Origin of the sequence: Pseudomonas sp. 3296 (genome assembly GCF_031456615.1) — a bacterium.
GTDB classification, from domain to species: Bacteria; Pseudomonadota; Gammaproteobacteria; order Pseudomonadales; family Pseudomonadaceae; genus Aquipseudomonas; species Aquipseudomonas mucoides.
This window is the reverse complement of the sequence record NZ_JAVDUY010000013.1, coordinates 1-20846: the sequence shown is the minus strand read 5'-3', so window position 1 is coordinate 20846 and position 20846 is coordinate 1. Positions and strand designations below refer to the sequence as shown.

At 59.9% G+C, this 20846-nt stretch carries 14 protein-coding genes and 2 pseudogenes; 12 read left to right on the top strand and 4 right to left on the bottom strand.

Going from position 1 to position 20846, the window contains the following annotated elements; translation table 11 throughout:
• The first annotated feature begins 57 nt into the window (after positions 1–57).
• The 8 genes from J2X66_RS28475 to J2X66_RS28440 all read left to right on the top strand — a co-directional run bounded on the left by J2X66_RS28475 (position 58) and on the right by J2X66_RS28440 (position 12748).
• Entirely contained in the window at positions 58–2871 is a 2814-nt protein-coding gene (locus J2X66_RS28475) for a bifunctional glycoside hydrolase 114/ polysaccharide deacetylase family protein (RefSeq protein ID WP_310271526.1), read from the top strand.
• Complete coding sequence (locus J2X66_RS28470; RefSeq protein WP_310271524.1) at positions 2849–6421, top strand: tetratricopeptide repeat protein; 3573 nt, start codon at positions 2849–2851, stop codon at positions 6419–6421. Before J2X66_RS28475 ends, J2X66_RS28470 begins: the two co-directional genes overlap by 23 nt.
• A gap of 28 nt (positions 6422–6449) precedes the next feature.
• Positions 6450–6968 (top strand): penicillin-binding protein activator LpoB, encoded by a 519-nt coding sequence (locus J2X66_RS28465; RefSeq protein WP_123435166.1) that lies wholly within the window; start codon positions 6450–6452, stop codon positions 6966–6968.
• Positions 6969–6973: 5 nt separating this feature from the next.
• Positions 6974–8341 carry a PelD GGDEF domain-containing protein gene (locus tag J2X66_RS28460; RefSeq protein WP_310271521.1) on the top strand — a complete coding sequence of 456 codons (1368 nt, stop codon included), beginning with the start codon at positions 6974–6976 and terminating at the stop codon, positions 8339–8341.
• A complete protein-coding gene (locus J2X66_RS28455) occupies positions 8319–9308 on the top strand; it encodes a HEAT repeat domain-containing protein (RefSeq protein WP_123435168.1) in 990 nt (329 codons plus the stop codon). The genes J2X66_RS28460 and J2X66_RS28455 overlap by 23 nt, the downstream gene beginning before the upstream one ends.
• Positions 9305–10819, top strand: coding sequence for a GT4 family glycosyltransferase PelF (pelF, locus tag J2X66_RS28450; RefSeq protein ID WP_310271516.1), 1515 nt, complete (start codon positions 9305–9307; stop codon positions 10817–10819). Before J2X66_RS28455 ends, pelF begins: the two co-directional genes overlap by 4 nt.
• Positions 10820–12190, top strand: coding sequence for an exopolysaccharide Pel transporter PelG (gene pelG / locus J2X66_RS28445; protein WP_310271513.1), 1371 nt, complete (start codon positions 10820–10822; stop codon positions 12188–12190).
• A gap of 135 nt (positions 12191–12325) precedes the next feature.
• Positions 12326–12748, top strand: coding sequence for an organic hydroperoxide resistance protein (locus J2X66_RS28440; RefSeq protein WP_123435171.1), 423 nt, complete (start codon positions 12326–12328; stop codon positions 12746–12748).
• A gap of 142 nt (positions 12749–12890) precedes the next feature.
• Here J2X66_RS28440 and J2X66_RS28435 read toward each other — a convergent pair whose 3' ends face one another.
• From J2X66_RS28435 to J2X66_RS28425, 3 genes are read right to left on the bottom strand one after another with little or no spacing between them, the layout of a single operon-like run.
• Positions 12891–13919 (bottom strand): DUF2955 domain-containing protein, encoded by a 1029-nt coding sequence (locus tag J2X66_RS28435; RefSeq protein WP_310271510.1) that lies wholly within the window; start codon positions 13917–13919, stop codon positions 12891–12893.
• On the bottom strand, positions 13909–15036 hold the full coding sequence (locus J2X66_RS28430; protein WP_310271508.1) for an HlyD family secretion protein: 1128 nt from the start codon (positions 15034–15036) through the stop codon (positions 13909–13911). The genes J2X66_RS28435 and J2X66_RS28430 overlap by 11 nt, the downstream gene beginning before the upstream one ends.
• Positions 15037–15038: 2 nt before the next feature.
• A complete protein-coding gene (locus J2X66_RS28425; RefSeq protein WP_310271505.1) occupies positions 15039–16586 on the bottom strand; it encodes a TolC family protein in 1548 nt (515 codons plus the stop codon).
• A 369-nt stretch (positions 16587–16955) separates the two neighbouring features.
• Between J2X66_RS28425 and J2X66_RS28420 the strand changes: the two genes are divergently transcribed.
• From J2X66_RS28420 to J2X66_RS28410, 3 genes and pseudogenes are all read left to right on the top strand, one after another.
• Positions 16956–17297, top strand: coding sequence for a potassium channel family protein (locus tag J2X66_RS28420; protein ID WP_310271500.1), 342 nt, complete (start codon positions 16956–16958; stop codon positions 17295–17297).
• 176 nt (positions 17298–17473) lie between these two features.
• Complete coding sequence (locus J2X66_RS28415) at positions 17474–18553, top strand: AI-2E family transporter (protein WP_310271497.1); 1080 nt, start codon at positions 17474–17476, stop codon at positions 18551–18553.
• A gap of 114 nt (positions 18554–18667) precedes the next feature.
• Positions 18668–18808, top strand: a pseudogene (locus J2X66_RS28410) (histidine kinase); the annotation flags it as partial.
• A 101-nt stretch (positions 18809–18909) separates the two neighbouring features.
• On the opposite strand, the gene J2X66_RS28405 reads toward J2X66_RS28410, so the two are convergent.
• A complete protein-coding gene (locus tag J2X66_RS28405; protein ID WP_310271495.1) occupies positions 18910–19113 on the bottom strand; it encodes a hypothetical protein in 204 nt (67 codons plus the stop codon).
• 779 nt (positions 19114–19892) lie between these two features.
• Between J2X66_RS28405 and J2X66_RS28400 the strand changes: the two are divergent.
• A pseudogene (locus J2X66_RS28400) lies at positions 19893–20750 on the top strand (sulfatase-like hydrolase/transferase); the annotation flags it as partial.
• Positions 20751–20846 lie beyond the last annotated feature (96 nt).

The following is a 20846-nucleotide window of genomic DNA, read 5'->3' as shown; positions in this document are numbered from 1 at the left end:
CGGTCACTCGGCACGACGTTCAATCAGCATCGACTCAGTCACACTCAAGAGTGCGTTATGGAAATCGTTTTTCGCAGGACGCGTGTCCGCTCGGCCGCCAAACGGCTGTTGGCTGCCATCGCGCTTATCGTGAGTGGCCCGGCTGCCCAGGCTGCCGCGTTGCCACAGCCCTCTAGTGTGACGTTCTGGTACGCCGATCAGCCGCCGATCCCGGAGCTCGCACAGTTCGACTGGTCGGTGGTCGAGCCCGGGCATATGACCCAGGGCGATGTGAAGACCCTGCGCAAGTTGGGCAGCCATCCATTCGCTTACCTGTCGATTGGCGAGTTCGCTGGCAACAAGGCTGACATCGAAAAAGCCCACCTTGCCGGCGCAGTCAGCCCGGTGCGCAACGGCGCCTGGGACAGTCAGGTGATGAACCTGGCAGCGCCGGCGTGGCGTGAACATTTGTTTGGCCGCGCCAAGACGTTGCAGGCCGAAGGCTATGCCGGGCTGTTCCTCGACACCCTCGACAGTTTCCAGTTGCAACCCGAGGCTGAGCGAGAAGCTCAACGTTTGGCGCTTGCCAGTTTCCTGCGCGAATTGCACCAGCGTCAGCCGACACTGAAGCTGTTTTTCAACCGTGGCTTTGAAGTCCTGCCCGAGCTTGACGGTGTGGCCGCCGCGGTGGCGGTCGAGTCGATCCATGCCGGTTGGGATGCGACCGCCAAGCGTTATCGCCCGGTGCCTGAGGCCGACCGTGCGTGGCTGGAAACCCAGATCCAACCCTTGCGCGCCAAAGGCATCCCGTTGGTGGCCATCGACTACTTGCCGCCGGAGCGTCGCGACGAGGCGCGCAAGCTGGCCGCGCGTCTGCGCGAAGAGGGTTTCATTCCTTACATCGGCACCCCTGAACTGGACTCGATGGGCATCAGCAACATCGAAGTGCAACCGCGCCGGGTCGCGCTGCTGTTCGACCCGCGTGAAGGCGACCTGATCCGCAACGCCGGGCATACCTTGCTCGGCGGTTTGCTCGAATACCTCGGCTACCGCGTGGATTACCTGCCGGTGGACAACACCTTGCCACAGTACCGCTTTAGCGGTTTGTACGCCGGCGTCATCACCTGGATGACCAGCGGCCCGCCGCAGGACGCCCCGGCGTTCAACAGCTGGATTGGCAAGCGCCTGGACGAGCAAGTCCCGGTGGTGTTCTTTTCCGGTTTGCCGATTCAAGACACGCTGCTGCTCAAGCGTCTGGGCTTGACTCGGGAAGCGCCCATCGCCACGCAAGCATTGAGCATCACCTATCAGGACAAGGCGCTGATCGGAGCGTTCGAAGCACCGGTGCAGCCCCGATCCCGTGACCTGACCGCGATTTCCCTGCTGCCCAAAGGCCCGAAAGCCGCGTTGCTGCTGACCGCCGCAGACGGCCAGACCTTTGCGCCGGTGGCCGTCGCCGACTGGGGCGGCCTCGCCCTCGCGCCGTACATTCTCGAAGCGAACAACGAGCGCAGCCGCTGGATTCTCGACCCGTTCGCGTTCCTTCAAGCGAGCCTGCGCCTGCCGGTACAACCGCGCCCGGACACCACCACTGAAAATGGTCGACGTATCGCCACCGTACACATCGACGGCGATGGTTTCCCGTCGCGCGCCGAAGTGCGTGGTACGCCGTATGCCGGCAAGCAGGTGCTCGACGACTTCATCCGTCCCAATCCGTTTCTGACCTCGGTGTCGGTGATCGAAGGTGAAATTTCGCCACGCGGGATGTTCCCGTTTCTCGCCCGCGAGCTGGAGCCGATTGCCCGTGAGCTGTTCGCCGACCCGAAAGTCGAAGTCGCCACGCACACCTTCAGCCATCCGTTTTTCCTGCAGCCTGAACTGGCCAAGCAGCGCGAAAATTTCCACCCGGAATACGGCTTGAAAATGGCGATTCCGGGCTACGACAAAATCGATTTCCGCCGCGAGATATTTGGCTCGCGCGACTACATCAACCAGCACCTCACCACCCCGGAAAAACCGGTGAAGATGGTGTTCTGGCCGGGCGATGCGTTGCCCTCGGCCGCCACCATCAAACTGGCCTATGACGCCGGCCTGAAAAACGTCAACGGCGCCGAGACGATGATGACCAAGGCCAACCCGTCGCTGACCGGTTTGAACCCGTTGCTGCGTCCGACCGAAGGCGGTTTGCAGTACTACGCGCCGATCATCAACGAGAACCTCTACACCAACCTGTGGAAAGGCCCGTACTACGGCTTTCGCGATGTGATCGACACCTTCGAACTCACCGACAGCCCGCGACGTATGCGCGGCCTGCACCTGTATTACCACTTCTACTCAAGCACCAAGCAGGCCTCGATCAAGGCCATGGGCGAGATCTACGGCTACATGAAAACGCAGCAGCCGATGTCGCTGTGGATGAGCGATTACCTCGATCGTTTGCACGGTTTGTATCAAGTGAGCATGGCGCGCACCGCTGACGGCGCCTGGCAAATTCGTGGACTCGACGCATTGCGTACCGTGCGGCTCGACCCGCAAATGGGTTGGCCGGACCTGATGCGCTCGCAAGGCGTTGCCGGTGTTCGCGACTTGCCGCAGGGTCGTTATGTGGCCCTCGGCAGCGACCATGCATTGCTGGTGTTGCGTCCCGATCGGGATGAAAGACCGGCACTGGAGGACGCCAATCTGCCGCTGGTGGACTGGCGTTACGTGGATGAGCGCCAGGTGGACTTTTCGTTTGCCGGGCAGGTCGACCTGACCTTCTCCGTGCGCGCCTCGGGCACATGCCGGGTTGAAGTGGACGGACAACGTTTTGCAGGCAAGGCATCCGCCGGCCTGTGGATTTTTCAATTACCAATGAAGCAGGTGAGTCATGGTCAGCTCTTCTGCAACTAAAAGCAGCCGCCTGCTCAATCCGTGGACATTGGCGGTGGTGGCAGTGGCGGTCGGCGGTGTTCTTTGGCTGACGTTCCAGCGCGAAGAAGTGTTCCAGCCCGACGGTCGCGAGCCGGATGCGGTGTCGGCCAATTACGCCGAACTGCTGTTGTCAGCGCACCCGGACGACGATCATTTGCGTCTGCAATTGGTCGACCTGTTGATCCGCCTCGGCGACTACACCAAGGCACGTCAGCACCTCGAGAATTGGCCGAAACCGCAACTCGGATTGCAGGCCTATTACCGGTTGGAACTGGACGCACTGGAAGCGGCGAAGGCTGACGATCCGGTTGCGCAGAAGGCGTTGATCGAGCGCCTGCAAAGTTTTGATCACAGCAGTCTGCCGGTGCCGCAATTGCAGAACCTGGCCAAGCTGGCGCTGACGCTTCAGGCGCCGGCGTTCGCCGCCAGTGTCTACGAAGAAATCGCCGGGCGCGATCCGGCTCAGCGCACTGAGTCGCTCAAGTCCGCCGCGCAGTGGTATCTGGCCGGCGAGAAACCGGATCGCGCTGCCGAGATTTATCTGCAACTGAAAAAGGACAGTACAGGCCCCGAGCGTCGTGAATACGCACAACTGGCCTTCAACAGCCTGTTGGCCGCCGGTCACGGTGAGCAGGCCGCGCAGGTGCTGGCCGATGAACTGGATCAACTCAAGGACTCGGCTGATTCAGCGTGGCTGGAGCAGGGCGTCGATGTTGCTGTCGGCAGCCAGCGCTTCGATCTGGCGCAGCGATTCCTTGATCAGTGGCGCGTCTTGCAGCCGGACAACCCGCAAATCCTCAGGAAAGAATTCGGCATGCGCCTGGCGCTTGGTGATCTGGCCGGTGCCTGGGAAAGCGGTGAGCAGCTCGTGGTCGAACACCCGGATGACTTGGCCTTGCTCGAGCAAATGGCGCATCTGGGCGAATGGCGTGGCGACGGTCAGGCAGCCCTGGCCTATTGGATTCGCTTGCTGAAACTGCACGAAGACCCACAAACCCGCGAACACGCGTGGCGTCTGGCGAGCCAGCAGTACGACTTCGATCAGGCGATTCCTTTGCTCGCCGAGATCATGCAGCAGCGTGCGCTGACTGACGTCGAACTTGATGCGCTGATCTACGGCCACGAATCACGCGGCACGCCGACCGAAGCCGAAGCCTGGTTGCGCGCTTACCTGAACAAGTACCCGACCCATCGCCTGGCGTGGACGCGTCTGGTGCAGAACCTGGAAAACACCGGGCAGTACGCGCACAAGGCCGAGACTTACAAGAGCTACTCGAAACGTTTTGCGCTGACCACCACCGAGCGCATCGATTGGGCCAACACCTATCTGAAGCTGTTTGATAATCAGTCGGCGTGGGGCGTGGTGCAGATCGACAACCGCAAGATAAATGATGAGGAATATTGGAGTCTGCGTTCGTCGCTGGCCTGGGATCTGGAGCTTGACGACGAGCTGCAAGCGTCTCTGGAAAGACTCCTCGCGCTGCGGGGTTCGCTTAACAGTGGCGACGAAAGTCAGCTGATCACGATGTACCGCACCAGCGATCCGAAACGCGCCCTGACCATGATGGTCGGCAGTTGGCAGCGCGTGCATGATCCGCTGCGTCTGGTCGAGGCCTTGCAGCAAGCGCAAGACTTGCAGGACTGGCCGCAAGTCGCTGCCCTGCTCAAGAGTGCCGAGCAATACCCGGAGGCCAGCGAGCAGGCGCAGGTATTGGCGATTCGCGGTGCTTTGGCGGTGCAGCAGGGACAAACCGAGGAAGCACAGCGCTTGTATCAGTTGGGACTGTCGCGTTTCCCGGATGACAACCTGTTCCGCGAACGCCTGATGTGGCTCTACATCGATCAGGGCAACACCACCGCGCTGAAACCGTTGCTGACTGAATGGCGCCCGCAAGCGCGGCAAGACCGGATTCTGTGGCTGCCGTTCGCCAGTGCCAGCCAGTTGCTCGGTCGTGAAAGCGAAGCCTTGGCCTGGTATCGCCTGTACCTCAAGACCAGTCCGCAGGATTGGCTGGTGCGTGCGGCGTATGCCGATGCCCTCGAAAGCGCCGGTTATCGTGATGCGGCCCAACGTCTGCGCCTGAAGTTGCTGCGCAGCCCCGAGGGTGAAGAGATCAAACCGTCGTCCCAGCGTTACGCGATCTGGTTGCGCCTCATGGCCAGCAGCTATTCGCCGGGCAAAGCGGCGAATGAAGTCGCGCAGTGGAAGGACGGTTCGCCGGCCATGTTGCAACTGTGGTTCGAACGGTTGCTGGCGCGTCTCGACGCGACGAATCAGGAATCGCAGAAAGACCAGTGGCTGGATTGGGCGCGCAGCCAGGGCTTGAAGGTCGAGCGTTATGAAGAGATTCAGCAAGCCTTGCGCAGCCGCAACAAGCAGCAGGTCGAAACCCTGTTGGCCAGCAACGACCTGAACCCGGCGCAACGTGCGCAGGCGCTGAGTCGTCTTGGCCGATACGCCGAAGCCCTCGACCTTAGCGAGTCTGCGCTGGGCGACGATCAACCGGCCGCGGTGCGTGAGCAACTGCGTCGCCAAGCCGTGGAGCTTCAGGAATTGACGCCGCAAGGCGCGCAGGTGTCCTGGCATCAACAGGATTTCGGCGGCCTGGAATTCAACGGCCCGCGCCTTGAAGTGGCACACAACCTGGGCGACCAGTGGTACGCCGATGTTCAGCTGGAGCAGGGCACTTACAACAGCGATCAACTGATTGAATCGCGCATGGGCGACGAGAATAACGCCGGCCTGACCTTGCAGCGTTTCGTCGAGGACGGCAGCTACAAGCTGTTCGCCGACACCAGTCAGCGCAAGGACGACGACCGCAATGGCCTGGGCCTGTCGCGGATCTGGCAATTGGACGTCAGTGACCAGATCGAAGCGGGCCTGGACTGGAATCGCAAGAGTGAAGACAGCGGCTTGATGCGTGCTTTCGGCCAGCACGACAGCCTGTGGCTCGGCGGTCGTCACGGCTTGTCGGCGCGGGACCAGATCAGCTGGGAGGTGGCGCAGAAATCCTTCTCCACCCGCGCGGGCGATGCCCTGGGCAACGGCCAGGCGCTGAAGATGGAATACAACCACACGCTGGAATTTGCCGGGCCTAACTGGACCGTGCGCAGCGGTGTCGATTATCAGCACAACAACGTCAAGGACCGCACCCTGGATTACCTGTCCAGCGCCAACGGCGGCCCGGTGAAAAGCGTTGATAACTCGGACGATCCAGCGGTCGTCACGGCCGAAGATCTGCTGCAAAGCCGTTACGGCCAACTGTATGTCGGCAGCTCCTGGCGTCGCGGTTTGCCGGGCGCGCTGGTGCGCACTCGTGCGCAATACACCTGGCTGGTGGACGTCACGGCGGGCTGGCAATGGCTGGATCAAACCTTCAACTACGGCATCAACACCGGGATCGGCGTCGAAGTGCTGGGCGATGACGAATTGGCCCTGACCTTCGGCTACCAATCCGCGCCACAAGGCGGGGATGGTCAGGCGGGCGGAACACTGGGTGTGAGCTACGGCGTGCGATTCGGACGCTGATCATGAAATGTTTACGGGAGAAAAACTGATGCAAGCAATTCGTAATCTGAGCCTGGCTCTGGCAGTCCTGTTCGTCGCCGGTTGCGCCAGTTTCACCGGCGACACCAGTCCCAATCTGCCGCGTAATGCGAAGTGGGGCGTGGTGCCGATGGTCAACTATTCGCAGACCCCGCAGGCCGGCGAGCGCAGTGAGCAAATTCTGCTCAGCGTGCTCAGCAGCCACGGTCTGCAACCACGGGTTTACCCGGCCAGCACCCAGGGCGAACAAGCGCTGATGGACGACAACGAACGCCTGGCCGGCGCCCTCGATTGGGCCCGTGATCAGAAGCTCGATTACGTGGTCTCCGGCAGCGTTGAGGAGTGGCAGTACAAGAACGGTCTGGACGGCGAACCGGCGGTGGGCATCAGCCTGCGCGTGCTCGAAGCCAGCAGCGGTCGTGTGCTCTGGAGTAAAAGCGGTGCGCGCGCCGGTTGGTCCCGTGAAAGCCTCGCCGGCACCGCGCAAACGGTGCTCGACACACTTGTTGGCGCCCTTCGGTTCGAGTGAATGCAATGAATTCTCCTCACATGGATTACAGCCTCGCGCCGCGTGCCAGCGGCCCGGTGTCCTGGCTGGAAACGCTGTTGGTGACCGGCGGGGCCATCGGCCTCGGTTTGTGGTTGACCCCGCAGGACCCGCTGCAAATGCACGCCGGTTTTCCCTGGCCGGTGTTGGCGCCATTGCTGCTCGGTGTGCGCTACGGTTTTGTGCGCGGCCTGGTCAGCGCCAGTCTGCTGGTGATGGCGATGTTCGCGCTGCGCTATGTCGGGCATGAAGGCTACGAGCAGCTGGATCCGTCGTTCATCGTCGGCGTGCTGGTCAGCGGCATGCTGGTGGGCGAGGTTCGCGATCTGTGGGAGCGGCGCTTGCAGCGTCTGCAGATGGCCAACGATTACCGCCAGTACCGTCTCGACGAGTTCACCCGCGCGCACCAGATTCTGCGGGTCTCCCACGACCTGCTGGAGCAGCGCGTGGCGGGCAGCGATCAGAGTTTGCGCAGCTCTTTGCTGGGCTTGCGCGACAAACTGCGCGTGATGCCGGAAGAAGGTGATGCGCTGGCCGCGCTGGCCGACCCGATTGTGAGCATGCTCGGTCAGTACGGCGCGTTGCGCGTGGCCGGTTTGTACCGCGTCGACGAGCGAGAAGAAAACGTCTTGCCCGAAGCCTTGGCGACCATCGGCATCATGGGGCCGTTGGGCACCGAAGACGGTCTGGTCAAGCTGTGCCTTGAGCGTGGCGAGCTGGTCAGCGTGCGTCAGGAATTGATCGATGCCGGCAGCTCGGCGCAGTTCTCGTCGTTGCAGGCGTGCATTCCGCTGATCGATGCCGAAGGTCGCTTGCTGGCGATTCTGGCGGTGCGGCAGATGCCGTTCTTCGCGTTTCAGGATCGTACGTTGAGCCTGTTGGCCTTGCTCGCCGGACACATCGCCGACCTGCTGCGCCGCGATCCGCAAGTGCTGCAACTGGCCGACGCCGATGCGCAACACTTCACGCTGCAACTCAAGCGCTCGCTGGTGGATGTTGAGCAGCACAAGCTGGCGGCCGGCCTGTTTGCCTTCGAAATGACCCGTCCCAACGATGAGCTGGCGCGTTTGTTTGAGCGCAGCCAGCGCGGTCTCGATCTGCAATTGTCGCTGCGCAACGACCGCGATCATTCGTTATTGCTGGTGCTGCTGCCGTTGACCAGTCCGCAAGGCAGCGAAGGGTATCTGGCCCGAATCAACCTGTTGCTGCACGAGCACTTTGGTATCGAAAGCAGTCTGGAAAGCCTTGGCGTGCGTGTGCTGCCGTTCAACCTGGAGCCTGGCTGTGAACGCAACGGGCTGCGTAATTTCCTGTTCAACGAGTGTGGCTTGAATGATCAGCAAGTGGCTGTTTAGCGGAGCCTTGTTGTTAGAGGCGGGCAGTTGGGCCAGCTTGTGGCTCACGGCGCCTGAATTACAACAATTGCTGGTGTTCACCCTGAGCCATGGCCTGGCCTGCGTGATGTTGTGCGCGGCGGTGTGGTTGCTGTTGCCGGCGCGTTACCGTTCGCCGCTGCCGTGGAGCCCGCTGTTCATCTTCAGCCTGGCGTTCTTTGTGCCGGTGCTCGGGGCGGTCGGCGTGGTCGCGGCGATTTTCCCGGCGCTGTACCTGCCGCGCAAACGCGACAAGCAGGCATGGCAAGCGGTAGGCATTCCGAAGCTGCCGTATCGGGCGCAACTGCAATTGCACAAACCGGTATTTGCCGATGGCGGTTTGCAGGACGTGTTGCGTCATGCGCCCGATCCGGACCAGCGTCTGGCCGCGTTGCTGGCCACACGACGCATGCCCGGCAAAGAAGCCGTGCCGATCCTCAAGTTGGCGCTGGCCGACCCGAGCGACGATGTGCGGCTGTTGGCGTACTCGATGCTCGACAAGCAGGAAAGCGATATCAACCTGCACATCCAGATCGCCCTCGGCGAACTGCCCGACGCCAACGCCAAAGCAGCGGGTGCGCTGCACGGCCGCTTGGCGCGCTGGTATTGGGAGCTGGCGTATCTGGGGCTGGCGCAAGGCAGTGTGCTGGATCACGTACTCAACCAAGCCAGCGAACATGCCGAGCTCGGCCTGGAAGCAGGCGAGGGCGGTGAGCTGTTTTTGCTGGCCGGGCGCATTGCACTGGAACGTGGCGACATCGAGCGCGCTGAAGTGCTGCTCCGTCAGGCCCAGGAGAACGGCATGGGCGCAGCGCAGGTGCTGCCGTTCCACGCAGAACTGGCGTTCGAGGCCGGTCGTTATCACGAAATTCCCGGACTGCTCGCGCGGCTTCCCGAGGAAACCCGTCAGCGACCACCGTTCGCTGCATTGGTCAGGAGCTGGACATGAGTCACAAGGAACAGGCACCCGTTGCCGACATCTGCCTGCTGCTCGAAGGCACCTGGCCTTACGTGCGCGGCGGCGTGTCCAGCTGGATTCACCAGATGATCCTCGGCCTGCCGGAACTGACCTTCTCGGTGATGTTCATCGGCGGCCAGCGTCAGGCCTATTCGGCGCGACGTTACGAAGTGCCGGCCAACGTGCTGCACATCGAGGAAGTGTTTCTCGAAGATGCCACGCATCCGACCAAGGCGCTGGGCGATCCGCGTGAGGCAGACGAACAGCAGTTGCAGGATTTGTATCGCTTCCTGCATCACCCGGATGCGCCTGACCTCGACATGGGCGAACGCCTGCTCGACTGCATCGCCCAGGGCCTCATGACCCTCGACGACGTACTGCGCAGCCGCGCCAGTTGGGAAACCCTCAGCGAAGGCTACCGTCAGCATTGCGCTGACCCGTCTTTCGTCAATTATTTCTGGACCCTGCGCTCGATGCAGTCGCCGTTGCTGATGCTCGCTGAAGCCGCGCGACGGATGCCGAAAGCGCGGGTGCTGCATTCGATTTCCACCGGCTACGCGGGTTTTCTCGGGTGCATTCTCAAGCAACGCTGGAACTGCACCTATTTGCTCAGCGAGCACGGCATCTACACCAAGGAACGCAAGATCGACCTGGCCCAGGCCAGCTGGATTGCCGAAAGTTCGGGCCAGGCGCTGAACCGCAGCCTCGATGCCTGCTCGGGTTATATCCGCACGTTGTGGGTACGCTTCTTTGAACGCATCGGCCAGCTGACCTACAACAGCGCTGACAACATCATCGCGCTGTACGACGGCAACCGTCAGCGGCAGATCAAGGACGGCGCCATGGCGTCCCGCACCCAGGTGATTCCGAACGGTATCGACCTGCCGGTGTGGACCGCCGCGCTGGAGTCCCGTGCCCACGGCATTGCGCCGGTCGTCGGCCTGATCGGCCGTGTGGTGCCGATCAAGGACGTCAAAACCTTTCTGCGGGCCATGCGCGGCGTGATCAGCGCCATGCCACACGCCGAGGGCTGGATCGTCGGCCCGGAAGAGGAAGACCCGGAATACGTCAGCGAATGCCGCAGCCTGATGGCCAGCCTGGGCCTGGAGGGCAAGGTGCATTTCCTCGGCTTCCAGCGCATTCAGGAGATCTTGCCGAAGCTCGGCCTGATGGTGCTGACCTCGATCAGCGAAGCACAACCGCTGGTGATTCTCGAAGCCTGGGCTGCCGGTACGCCGGTGGTCAGCAGTGACGTCGGCTCTTGCCGCGAACTGATTGAAGGTGGCAGCGCCGAAGACCGTGACCTCGGGCACGCCGGCAAAGTGGTGGCGATTGCCGACCCGCAAGCCACCAGCGCGGCGATCCTCGAACTGCTGCGCAGCCCGCAACGCTGGCAGGCCGCTCAAGCCAGCGGCTTGTTGCGGGTCACTCGTTACTACACCGAAGCCTTGATGCTGCAGCGTTATCGCGACTTGTATCAAGCTGCCATGGAGAACAGTTAAATGGCCGGCATTGGCTTCGAACTGCGAAAAATCCTTTCGCGTGATTCCTACACCGCGACGTTGCACGCCTACGTCTACGCGGGGCTGATCAGCTCCGGGCCATGGGTGTTGTCGATCATCAGCGTGATGCTGGTGGGGATCATCAGTATTGGCTTGCTGCTGCCGAACGCGTTGGTCGGGCAGTTTCTGGTGACGGTGACGTACCTGATGGCCACCTCGCTGATCCTCACGGGCGGCCTGCAACTGTTCTTCACTCGCTTCGTGTCCGACCGGTTGTTCGAGCACAAGTACGATCAGATCCTGCCCAACCTGTTGGGCGTGTTGTTGCTGGTCACCCTGGGCGCCGGGCTGCTCGGCATCGTCGTACTGGGCTTGTTGTTCGACCAGCCGCTGATCTACCGCGTACTGGTGTTGGCCAACTTCGTGGTGCTGTGCAACTTGTGGCTGGTGATCATCTTCCTCTCGGGGATGAAAGCCTATAACCGCATCTTGCTGGTGATGCTGGTGGGTTACACGTTGATGGTCGCGAGTGCTTACCTGCTGAGCTTTCTGCAGATGCCGGGCCTGTTGCTGGCGCTGTTGATCGGGCACAGCACGCTGCTGTTCCTGTTCCTCTACGACATCCTGCGCGAGTACCGGGCCGAGAAACTGATCGCCTTCGATTTCCTCGCACGGCGCAACGTTTTCCTCAGCCTGCTGGCCACCGGTTTCTTCTACAACCTGGGCATCTGGATCGACAAATTCATGTTCTGGTTCAACCCCGGGACCTCCAACGCAATCGTCGGCCCGCTGCGTGCTTCGATCCTTTATGACTTGCCGATCTTCCTCGCGTACCTGGCGATCATCCCCGGCATGGCGGTGTTTCTGGTGCGCATCGAAACCGATTTTGCCGAGTGGTACGACCGTCTGTTCCGGGCGATTCGCGAAGGCGAAACCTTGCAGCACATCGGTCAGCTGAAAACCGAAATGACCTTGTCGATCCGCCAGGGCTTGCTGGAAATCTGCAAGGTCCAGGGGCTGACGGCGGTGCTGTTGTTCCTGTTCGCGCCGCGCTTGCTCGACTGGCTGGGCATCTCCAGTTACTACCTGCCGCTGTTCTACATCGACCTGATCGGCGTGAGCATTCAGGTGGTGTTCATGGCGTTGCTCAACGTGTTCTTCTATCTGGACAAACGCACCGTGGTGCTGGAACTGTGCGTGCTGTTCGCGGTGTTGAACGCGATGCTGACGCTGTTCAGCATGTACCTCGGGCCAAGCTTCTTCGGATACGGGTTTACGCTGTCGCTGCTGATCTGTGTATTGCTGGGTTTACACCGGCTGACCACGGCGCTGGAAGATCTGGAGTACGACACGTTCATGCTGTCGCGCTAACAGTTTTTCAGGCACAAAAAAGGCACTGGCGACCATCGCTCAGTGCCTTTTTTTCATCCGACCAACGTCACCAGTGCGTGGACACTGCGCTGCTAGGCTTGCCTACTCTGTCACTTTCCTTCAGGAGTCATGGCCATGAGTACTGCACTGGAAACCGTTCTGTACACCGCAAAAACCCACACCGTCGGCGGCCGCACCGGCACCGGCAAGTCCAGCGATGGCGAACTCGACGTCACCTTCAGCTCCCCCGGCTCGGGAAAACCCGGCACCAACCCGGAGCAACTGTTTGCGCTCGGTTATTCGGCGTGTTTTATCGGCGCGATCCAGGTGGCGGCGGGCAAGATGAAAATCAAATTGCCGGAAGACACGTCGGTGGATGCCGAAGTGGATCTGGGTAAAACCAGTGGTGGGGATTTTCAGTTGGCGGTCAGGTTGAACGTCAACATTCCCGGGCTGGAGGATGGGGTGAAGCGTGAGCTGGCCGAGGCTGCGCATCAGATGTGCCCGTATTCACGGATGACGCGCGGGCATGTTTCGGTTGATCTGAAAGTGGTGTAGATCCCCGCCTCACACCGGATTTGCCTTTGTAGGCGTGAGCCTGCTCGCGATAGCCATCGTTCATTCAAAAAGGACGAGTGAGAAAAACCAGTGCTGCCACCACCCCGACGTCCTATACCGGCTGCCTGCAAGGCAAGGGGTATCAGGTGGCGCACTGAGTCTGCGCTTGTGGTTGCCGGTCCAGCAACCGGACCATCAGGCAGGCATACAGCGTAACCGCGATGAACAGTCCCATGCGTACGGCGAAGGCGGTGTAGACGTCTTTGCCCAAGGCGCTGTCCTGCACGGACTGGCCCAGCAGGATGATCAAGGTGATAAAGGTGTTGAGCCATAACCCCGAGCCATAGCGGCTCGGGCTCAGGGCATACAGCTTGCGCGCCAGGACCAGGCCGAACAGCAGCATCCACAGGAAGAACATCCAAAGGTGCACAAACAGGCTCAATGCACACCAGAACAGGATGGCCAGCAAACCGCCGAGCAAGGTCGCGCCGAGCAGCTCACGCCCGGCATTGCGCGCGCTGGTCGTGTTGCATTGTTGACCCAGGCCGACCGCCTTCAGGATGATCGGCAGATAGCTCGCCGGGTCGATCATGGCCAGCAAGAACGTCGGCAAGACGATCAAGGTTGCACGCAACGCAGTCCGACTGGCTACTTCGCCCACTGGCGGTGGAGCAGCGGGCGGCGTCGGCGCATCGGCCGGCTCGGGGAACAGCCAATGACTGAGCGCAATCACCATCACCGCCAATAACAGCCCCTTGACCAGCGCACCAATGACCATCGCCGCCAGGTCGAACTCGGCGACACCCGCCGAAGAGATCATCGTCAGCCCCATCACCAGCAAGGTCACGATCAGGTTATTGCCGCCACTGAGACCCCAGCGAAAGACCAGGAACAGGCTGACCGTGACCAGCAGCACGCCGGTCAACGGGTAGTAACGCAGGATCGGGATCAAGAGCAGGCCGATGCCGGTGGTTAGCATCGCCACCAGGGCGAGCACGATCGCGGCCTTGAATGGTAGCGGGCGATTGACCGAGGCCAGGAGTATCAAGCACAACACGGGCGCGAGAAACGGAATCGGCAATGCCAGGCCGAAACTAATGGCCAGGCACAACGCCGTTCCACTGCCCAGCCGTAAGGCACGCTGCTCCCGCGGGGAACGTCTAGTAGGCATAAGACAGCCAACTCATCAGGGCTAAATAGGCCCGGCCAAGCGGATTGAGCAGATGGCCTTCCGAGGGGAAGGCCATGACTTCCGCCTGCCCACCGGCACGAATGTTACCGCTGCTACGCAGAGTGCTCATGGACTGTTCGGAAAACTCGATGATCACCGGGAAGCGTTGAGCCGGTCGCAGCCAGTCCCGGCTATTCTGTATGACAGGTAAAGTGCCGGGCGGGGCCTGCTGCCCAACGCTGATGCCATAACCAACACTGCGTACGTGGCCCTCAAAGACTTCGCCTGGCACCGCATCGAGGACGATGGACACCGGCGTGTCGGGACGCACCAGGCCGAGGTTGTTCTCGGTCATGTCGGCCGTGATCCAGATGTCCTGAAGGGTGATCAGGGTCATGACCGGGCTGCCAGCGGCGGCGAATTGCCCGAGATCGGTGCGCAGGTCAGTGATCAGCCCTGCGGAGCGGGCTCGGGTTTGCGTGTTGGTCAGATCCAGTTCGGCTTTTGACAGGGCCGTGGCGGCACTGCGCAACGTTGCGTTGACATCTTCACCGCCACCTTCCGTTTCTTTAGCCCGTTCTACCTCGGCGCGGGCGGCGGCGGTTTGACTGACGGCCGCATCGCGGGTGGTGCGTGACATTTCGAGCACGCGCATGGAGATGGTCCCGGGGTCTTCACGGTACAACCCTTCCAGTCGCCGATTCTCCTGGCGGGCCTTGGTTTCATTGGCCTGGGCGACGCGCAATGTTGCTTGCGCCGAGACAACTCCTGCGGTGCTGGCCCCTAATTGCCGGCGTGCAGTCTCAAGGTCGGCGCGGGCGCGATCAACGGCAATCTGATAGGGCGCCGGATCGACCTCGAAGAGCACCTCGCCGGCCTTGACGGTCTGATTGTTGTGTACATTCACCCGGATCATCTTGCCCGCGACTTCCGACGCCACCGGAATGACGAATGCACCGACCCGGGCCTGTTGCGTATAGGGCGTGAAACGGTCGGCCAACAGGTACCAGAGCAGGCTCAGGATGATCAGCAGCAATACCCATTTGATGCCTTTTTTCACCGGGTCGGCTGCTACCGGTTCGGTGGCGTCGGGGGTGGATTGCGAGGCTTCACTCATGGCTATTTTTCCTTGGCGGGTAGCGGGTAAACGGGCAGTGCGGCAGCGGGATCGTCCAGCATGTTGCCCCAGTCGATGCGTTCTTCCATCACTTGGCGGGTGGCCGAATCCACATACGGCTGAGGGGTGGACCAACCACCGCCCAAGGCCTTGTACAGAGCGATGACATTGCTCACCGCATTGCCCCGTGCAATCAGGTAATTGTCCTGCTGTTCGAGCAGCGCCCGTTGCGCGTCGAGCACCCGCTGGAAGTCGGAGTAGCCTTCGCGAAATTGCACGCTGGCCAGTGTCAACGAGCGCTTGGCGGCACCTCCGGCTTCACGCAGGATGCGCTCGCTTTCCAGTGACTGGATCAGGCCGTTGGCCGCATCATCGGCCTCGCGCGCCGCCTGGCGAACCTTGTCGCGGTAGGCTTCGATCAACTGCTGCAACCGCGCGTCCTGCACGCGCACGTTGTTGGTGATCTGCCCGTAATCGAACACATTCCAGCGCAGACTGGGACCACCGATCAGGTCCAGGTTGCTGGAGGTGCCATGGAGAGAGTCCGCCGACCAGACAATGCTGCCGAGCAGTGTCAGCGATGGATAGAAGTCGGTTTCGGCCACGCCGATCAGCGCCCCTTGGGCGGCGACATTGAGTTCGGCGGCGCGCACGTCAGGCCGACGCAACAGCAGACTGGCGGGCACGTCTTGCAGTACGGCGCGATCGACCAGCGGCACCAGGCTGTCATTCTCGATCACTTGCGGCAGCCCGCCCGGCGGTTGCCCGATCAGCACAGCCAGGGCGTTACGCGTGCGTTGCAACTGATCCTGGAGGTTGGGAATACTGGCCAACGTGCCCAAGTATTGGGTTTTGGCCTGTTGCAGATCGAGCTCGGCATCCTGGCCGCTTTTGAACAGTTTTTCGGTGATCTCGAAATTGCGCTTTTGCTGTTTGGCGTTTTCACGGGCGACGCGCAAACGGGAGTCTGTGGTGCGCAGCAAATAATAAGTGTCCGCCACTTGGGCGCGCAGCAAGACCAGGACGTCTTCATAGTTGGCCTGGGCGGAAAAATAAGTCGCATCGGCCGACTCGATGGCGCGACTGAAACGCCCCCAGAAGTCGAGCTCCCAGCCGATCTCAAACCCGCCGCTGTGTTGCCGAAAATTGCTGTCCTGCGGATTGTTGCCACCATTTTGGTGGCGGTCAATGTACAAACTGTCAGCGCTGACTTGCTGCAGTTGCGGGTACAGCCCTGCTTGCGTAATGCCCAGCTTGGCGCGGGACTCCATAACGCGCAAACCGGCAATTTTAAGGCTGGAGTTGTAGGCATCCGCTTGCGCAATCAGTTGATCGAGCACCGGGTCGTTGAAGACATGCCACCACTGTCGCAGATCCGGACTGGGCCCGCGTTGACTGGATTGTTCGAGGGCCGGGGTGTCCCAATGTTTGATCCATTCTTCGCCCGGAGGCTGGAAGTTCGGCCCCAACTGAATGCAGCCGCTCAGGGCCAGCGCCCCCAGCAGAATGAGAGGGCCTGGCTGCAACTTTAGGGGGAAACCTGGAGGCATTGCGCTTTGTCCAGCCAAAAAAAGATCGCGGGAGCTTACACGTCCGAGGGCGTTATCGAGTGGTCAGCGTTTTTTTTCTTGCTGCAAAATGATTCCGTGATCGATCGCGTATTTGACCAGCACCGCCGGTTTGTCGCTGTTGAGTTTTCGGCGGATATTCATGCGCAAGCGCGCTTACTTTCCTTACTCTTTACTTCACTTGTTGAGTAGGTTTCTACGATCTCTTGAACTGCGTCAGTGATTTTTAATCAGCCATCGAAAACACTTTCGTGCACATATCGACTAGTTCCTAAGTCTGGCGCTTGTGTCACGCTATTGGGGGTGAGTACGTCACGTATTCCTAATGGCTAAATCCCAGGAACCCATTGCATGCATATTTCTTATGCGAGGAACGTCCGCCGCGAATTCTACAAAACTGTATGGTTTTATTTTCGTGTCGTCTGGCCGATTTTTTCCCTCCTACTGATGATGGTCGTAGTGCTCGGCCTGATCATCAGTCACCTGGAAGAATGGAGTCCATTTGACGGTATCTACTTTGCCTTTGTCACTGGCTTGACCATCGGTTATGGCGACCTAGTACCCAAACTGGCGACCTCGCGTGTCCTCGCCATTGTGCTCGGTTTTCACGGCATTCTGATGACGGCGATCTTTGCGGCGATCAGTATTCGGGCCATTGAAGTCACCGCGCAGGCGGCCAAATCCGATGAGTAAGGCCGACGCATAGCGCAGAACGACCGATTACACAGAACTAGTTACACACTCGGTTATTTTTCTATTTCACAACATTGTGACAGGTGGGAGGAGGATGCCGTTGCACCGTTGAATGGACGTAGTCTATGCCGGGCTAACGGTTCTCTACCTATGCTGCTATCACCAAGGAAGCATCTATGATGCCCGTACCGCTGTCCGCAAAATCGTTGACCCGCACCATGCTCGATGTCTTGATTCGTGCCGGGTTGATTGTTGTTCTGGCGCTGTTCTGTTTCGAGATTTTCCGACCGTTTCGCGACCTGATGCTGTGGTCGGTTATCCTCGCGATCACCCTCTACCCGTTACAACTGCGACTCATGGGGGCGCTGGGACGCAGTGAGGGGCGGGCGGCAACGGCGATTGTACTGATTGCCATCGCGATTCTGGTGGTGCCGGTCTATCTGTTGGGCACCTCGATTGCTTCGTCGGTCGGACAGGTTATCGACCTGGTGAAACAGGGGGGCTTCCATATCCCGCCACCGCCCGATACGGTCGCCACCTGGCCACTGGTGGGTAAATCTGTCTCGGCATTATGGGCACAGGCTTCAACCGATCTTCCCGTCCTGGTGGCGAAGTACTTGCCGCAGATCAAAGGCGTGAGTTTGGGCTTGTTGACCAAAATTGCCGGCGTCGGGGCAGGTTTGCTGATGTTCATAGTTGCCTTGATCATCGCCGGTGTTTTCATGGCGCATGGTAAGGCCGGCAGCCGCTGTGCGGTCGATATTGCGTCGCGGGTCAGCGGCGCTGAAAAAGGGCCGAGAATCGCCGAGTTGTGCACCGCAACCATCCGCGCGGTTGCGCTCGGCGTGGTCGGTATTGCCTTCATCCAGATGTTGCTGGTGGGCCTGGGCTTCGTGCTCAAAGGTATCCCTGGCGCCGGTCTGCTGGCCATCGGCGTATTGCTGCTGGGCATCATGCAGTTACCGGCCACGTTGATTACGCTTCCGGTGATCGCCTATGTCATGGCCACCGAAGGGCCCAACACGAGCACCATTATCTTCGCCGTCTTTGTGTTCATTGCCGGCTTGGTGGACAACGTCCTCAAACCGCTGTTGCTGGGACGCGGAGTGGATGTGCCGATGCCGGTCGTGTTGATTGGCGCTTTGGGCGGCATGGTCACCAGCGGCATCCTCGGGCTGTTCATCGGGCCGGTCGTGCTGGCGGTGGGCTACCAATTATTCTGGCAGTGGGTGCAAGATCAACCAGCAGAAGGATAAAGCCCGCAACCCGGTGGTGGCGTACGCTCGAACAGCCTCAGTACAGTAGGCACCGTCCTCTTGATGCGTGAGTGGCGGCTTGAAGGTCCTGGGGCTGACGGCGGTGCTGTTTTTTTGTTCGCGCTGTTCGCGGTGTTGAACACGATGCTGACGCTGTTCCGTATGTACCTCGGCCCGAGCTTTTTCCGATACGGGTTTACGCTGTCGCTGCTGATCTGTGTCTTGCCGGGCCTGCACCGGCTGACCACGGCACTGGCGATGACGTCGCTCAGTGCCTTTTTTTCATCCAACAAATCGCGAGCAGGTTCACTCCTGCAAGGGGTCCGCGAGGTGGCGAAGACCTCGCGGTTCAGAGTCTAGTTCGAAGCCCCAACCCCAAACTTCAACCCACCCCAATTCCAGTCCGTCGACTGCTTCGTATAACACCCCGGCTGATTGGCCGGCTCGGCATCACAGGCAATCCGTCCGTTCTTGCTGGTGTCGGTGGTGCGGTCGTTGTAGTACGCACAGCCGGACGTCAGGGAAAGGGTTAACACGACAATCAGAGTTTTGAATTTCATGGCGCCATCCTTGGGAGTAGGACGACAGCATAAGCCTGATTGTGTTGAACCGCCCATACCAAGCCCCAGATGCAACAAAACCCGCACTTGGCGGGTTTTGTCTTGTTTCGTATTTGGTGGGCCGGGGACGTTTGAACTGGAGTGGATTTACCCCGTAAACACTGTGTTTTGTTTTATTCGCTTTTTCTTTGGATACAACTAGGGATACACGGTTCTTGATGCTGGGCTGATTTTGGTATGCATCACCGCTCACACTGTTTGCATCTGATTTAACCCGTATGCACAGAATTAGTGGCAGGCAGCAACCGGCCGATTCTGTTGAAAAGTCGCTCTGCCCAAACTGCCTGATCATTGACTGGTGAAAACGTCGTTTTTGCACGCAGCTACGTGAAATCCGAGTCTGGAAGACTCTGCCAAAAGTAAAGATTTCAATCTCGGATGCGTACTTTTCTGATGCGCAAGCCATGGCCGACTTTTTCAACAGAATCGGCCGAAAGCGGGCAGTCAATCTCAAATTACAAATGCCATAGCACGCATTTTCAATGCCAAGCAGCCGCCTCATAACTCCCAACGCCGCTCAGATTACAAAAGACCGTCGGTCGCATATTTCCCTTGTTGGCAGGCGTTAAAGCTCAGTAAAAATTATGGCTAGGCTATCGTCAATAGAGTTGCCGAATGGTGCCATTGGGCGTAGTCAAGAGCGGCAATACTGAGTCGGAGTTAGGAACTCACCAAACAGTAGTCGCACCCTGCGACCCACCGGCATAGGAGCAAGTCAGATGACTCGCATACGCAAGTGGTTACCCAAATTCGCTATTGTGGCGACCTCACTCATTACGTTATCTGGAACCGCCATAGCAGCCGATAAACCTAACATTCTGGTGATCTTCGGCGATGACATCGGTCAGACCAACATCAGCGCCTACGCTGACGGCGTAGTGGGTTATGAAACCCCGAACATCGACCGAATTGCCAAGGAAGGAATGAAGTTCACCGATTACTACGCGGAGAACAGTTGCACGGCCGGACGCTCGACATTCATCACGGGGCAGTCTCCCCTACGCACAGGTCTCTCTAAGGTGGGAATGCCAGGGGTACCGGTTGGTTTGCAGGCAAGGGATGTGACAATCGCTCAGGCGCTTAAGGCCCGCGGGTATGCAACGGGTCAGTTTGGAAAAAACCACTTGGGGGACAAGGATGAATACCTTCCCACCAATCATGGCTTCGACGAGTTCTTCGGTAACCTCTACCACCTCAACGCCGAGGAGGAGCCAGAGCGCCCCTACTGGCCGAAAGACAATGCAGCCTTCGTCAAGGCGGCCTCACCGCGTGGGGTGATCCACAGTTTCGCCGATGGCAAGATTGAAGATACTGGTGCTCTGACCAGCAAACGCATGGAAACCATTGATGACGAGACCACCCAGGCCGCCATCGGCTTCATAGAGAAACAAGCCAAGGCTGACAAACCCTTCTTCGTCTGGATGAACACCACACGCATGCATGCTTTCACCCATGTTCGCGACTCGATGAAAGGCCAAAGCGGCATGCCAGGCAACGAGTATGCCGACGGTATGCTGGAACATGACGGTGACGTAGGCAAACTGCTCAAGAGCATCGACGACCTTAAACTTGCCGACATGTAGTGGTCAACTAATCCCGGACACGACGTTAAGTTTTTCTTCGGCCCGAGCTGGCGCCAGCCCACCGTTGAATTGATGGGGGCGAATCCAGTT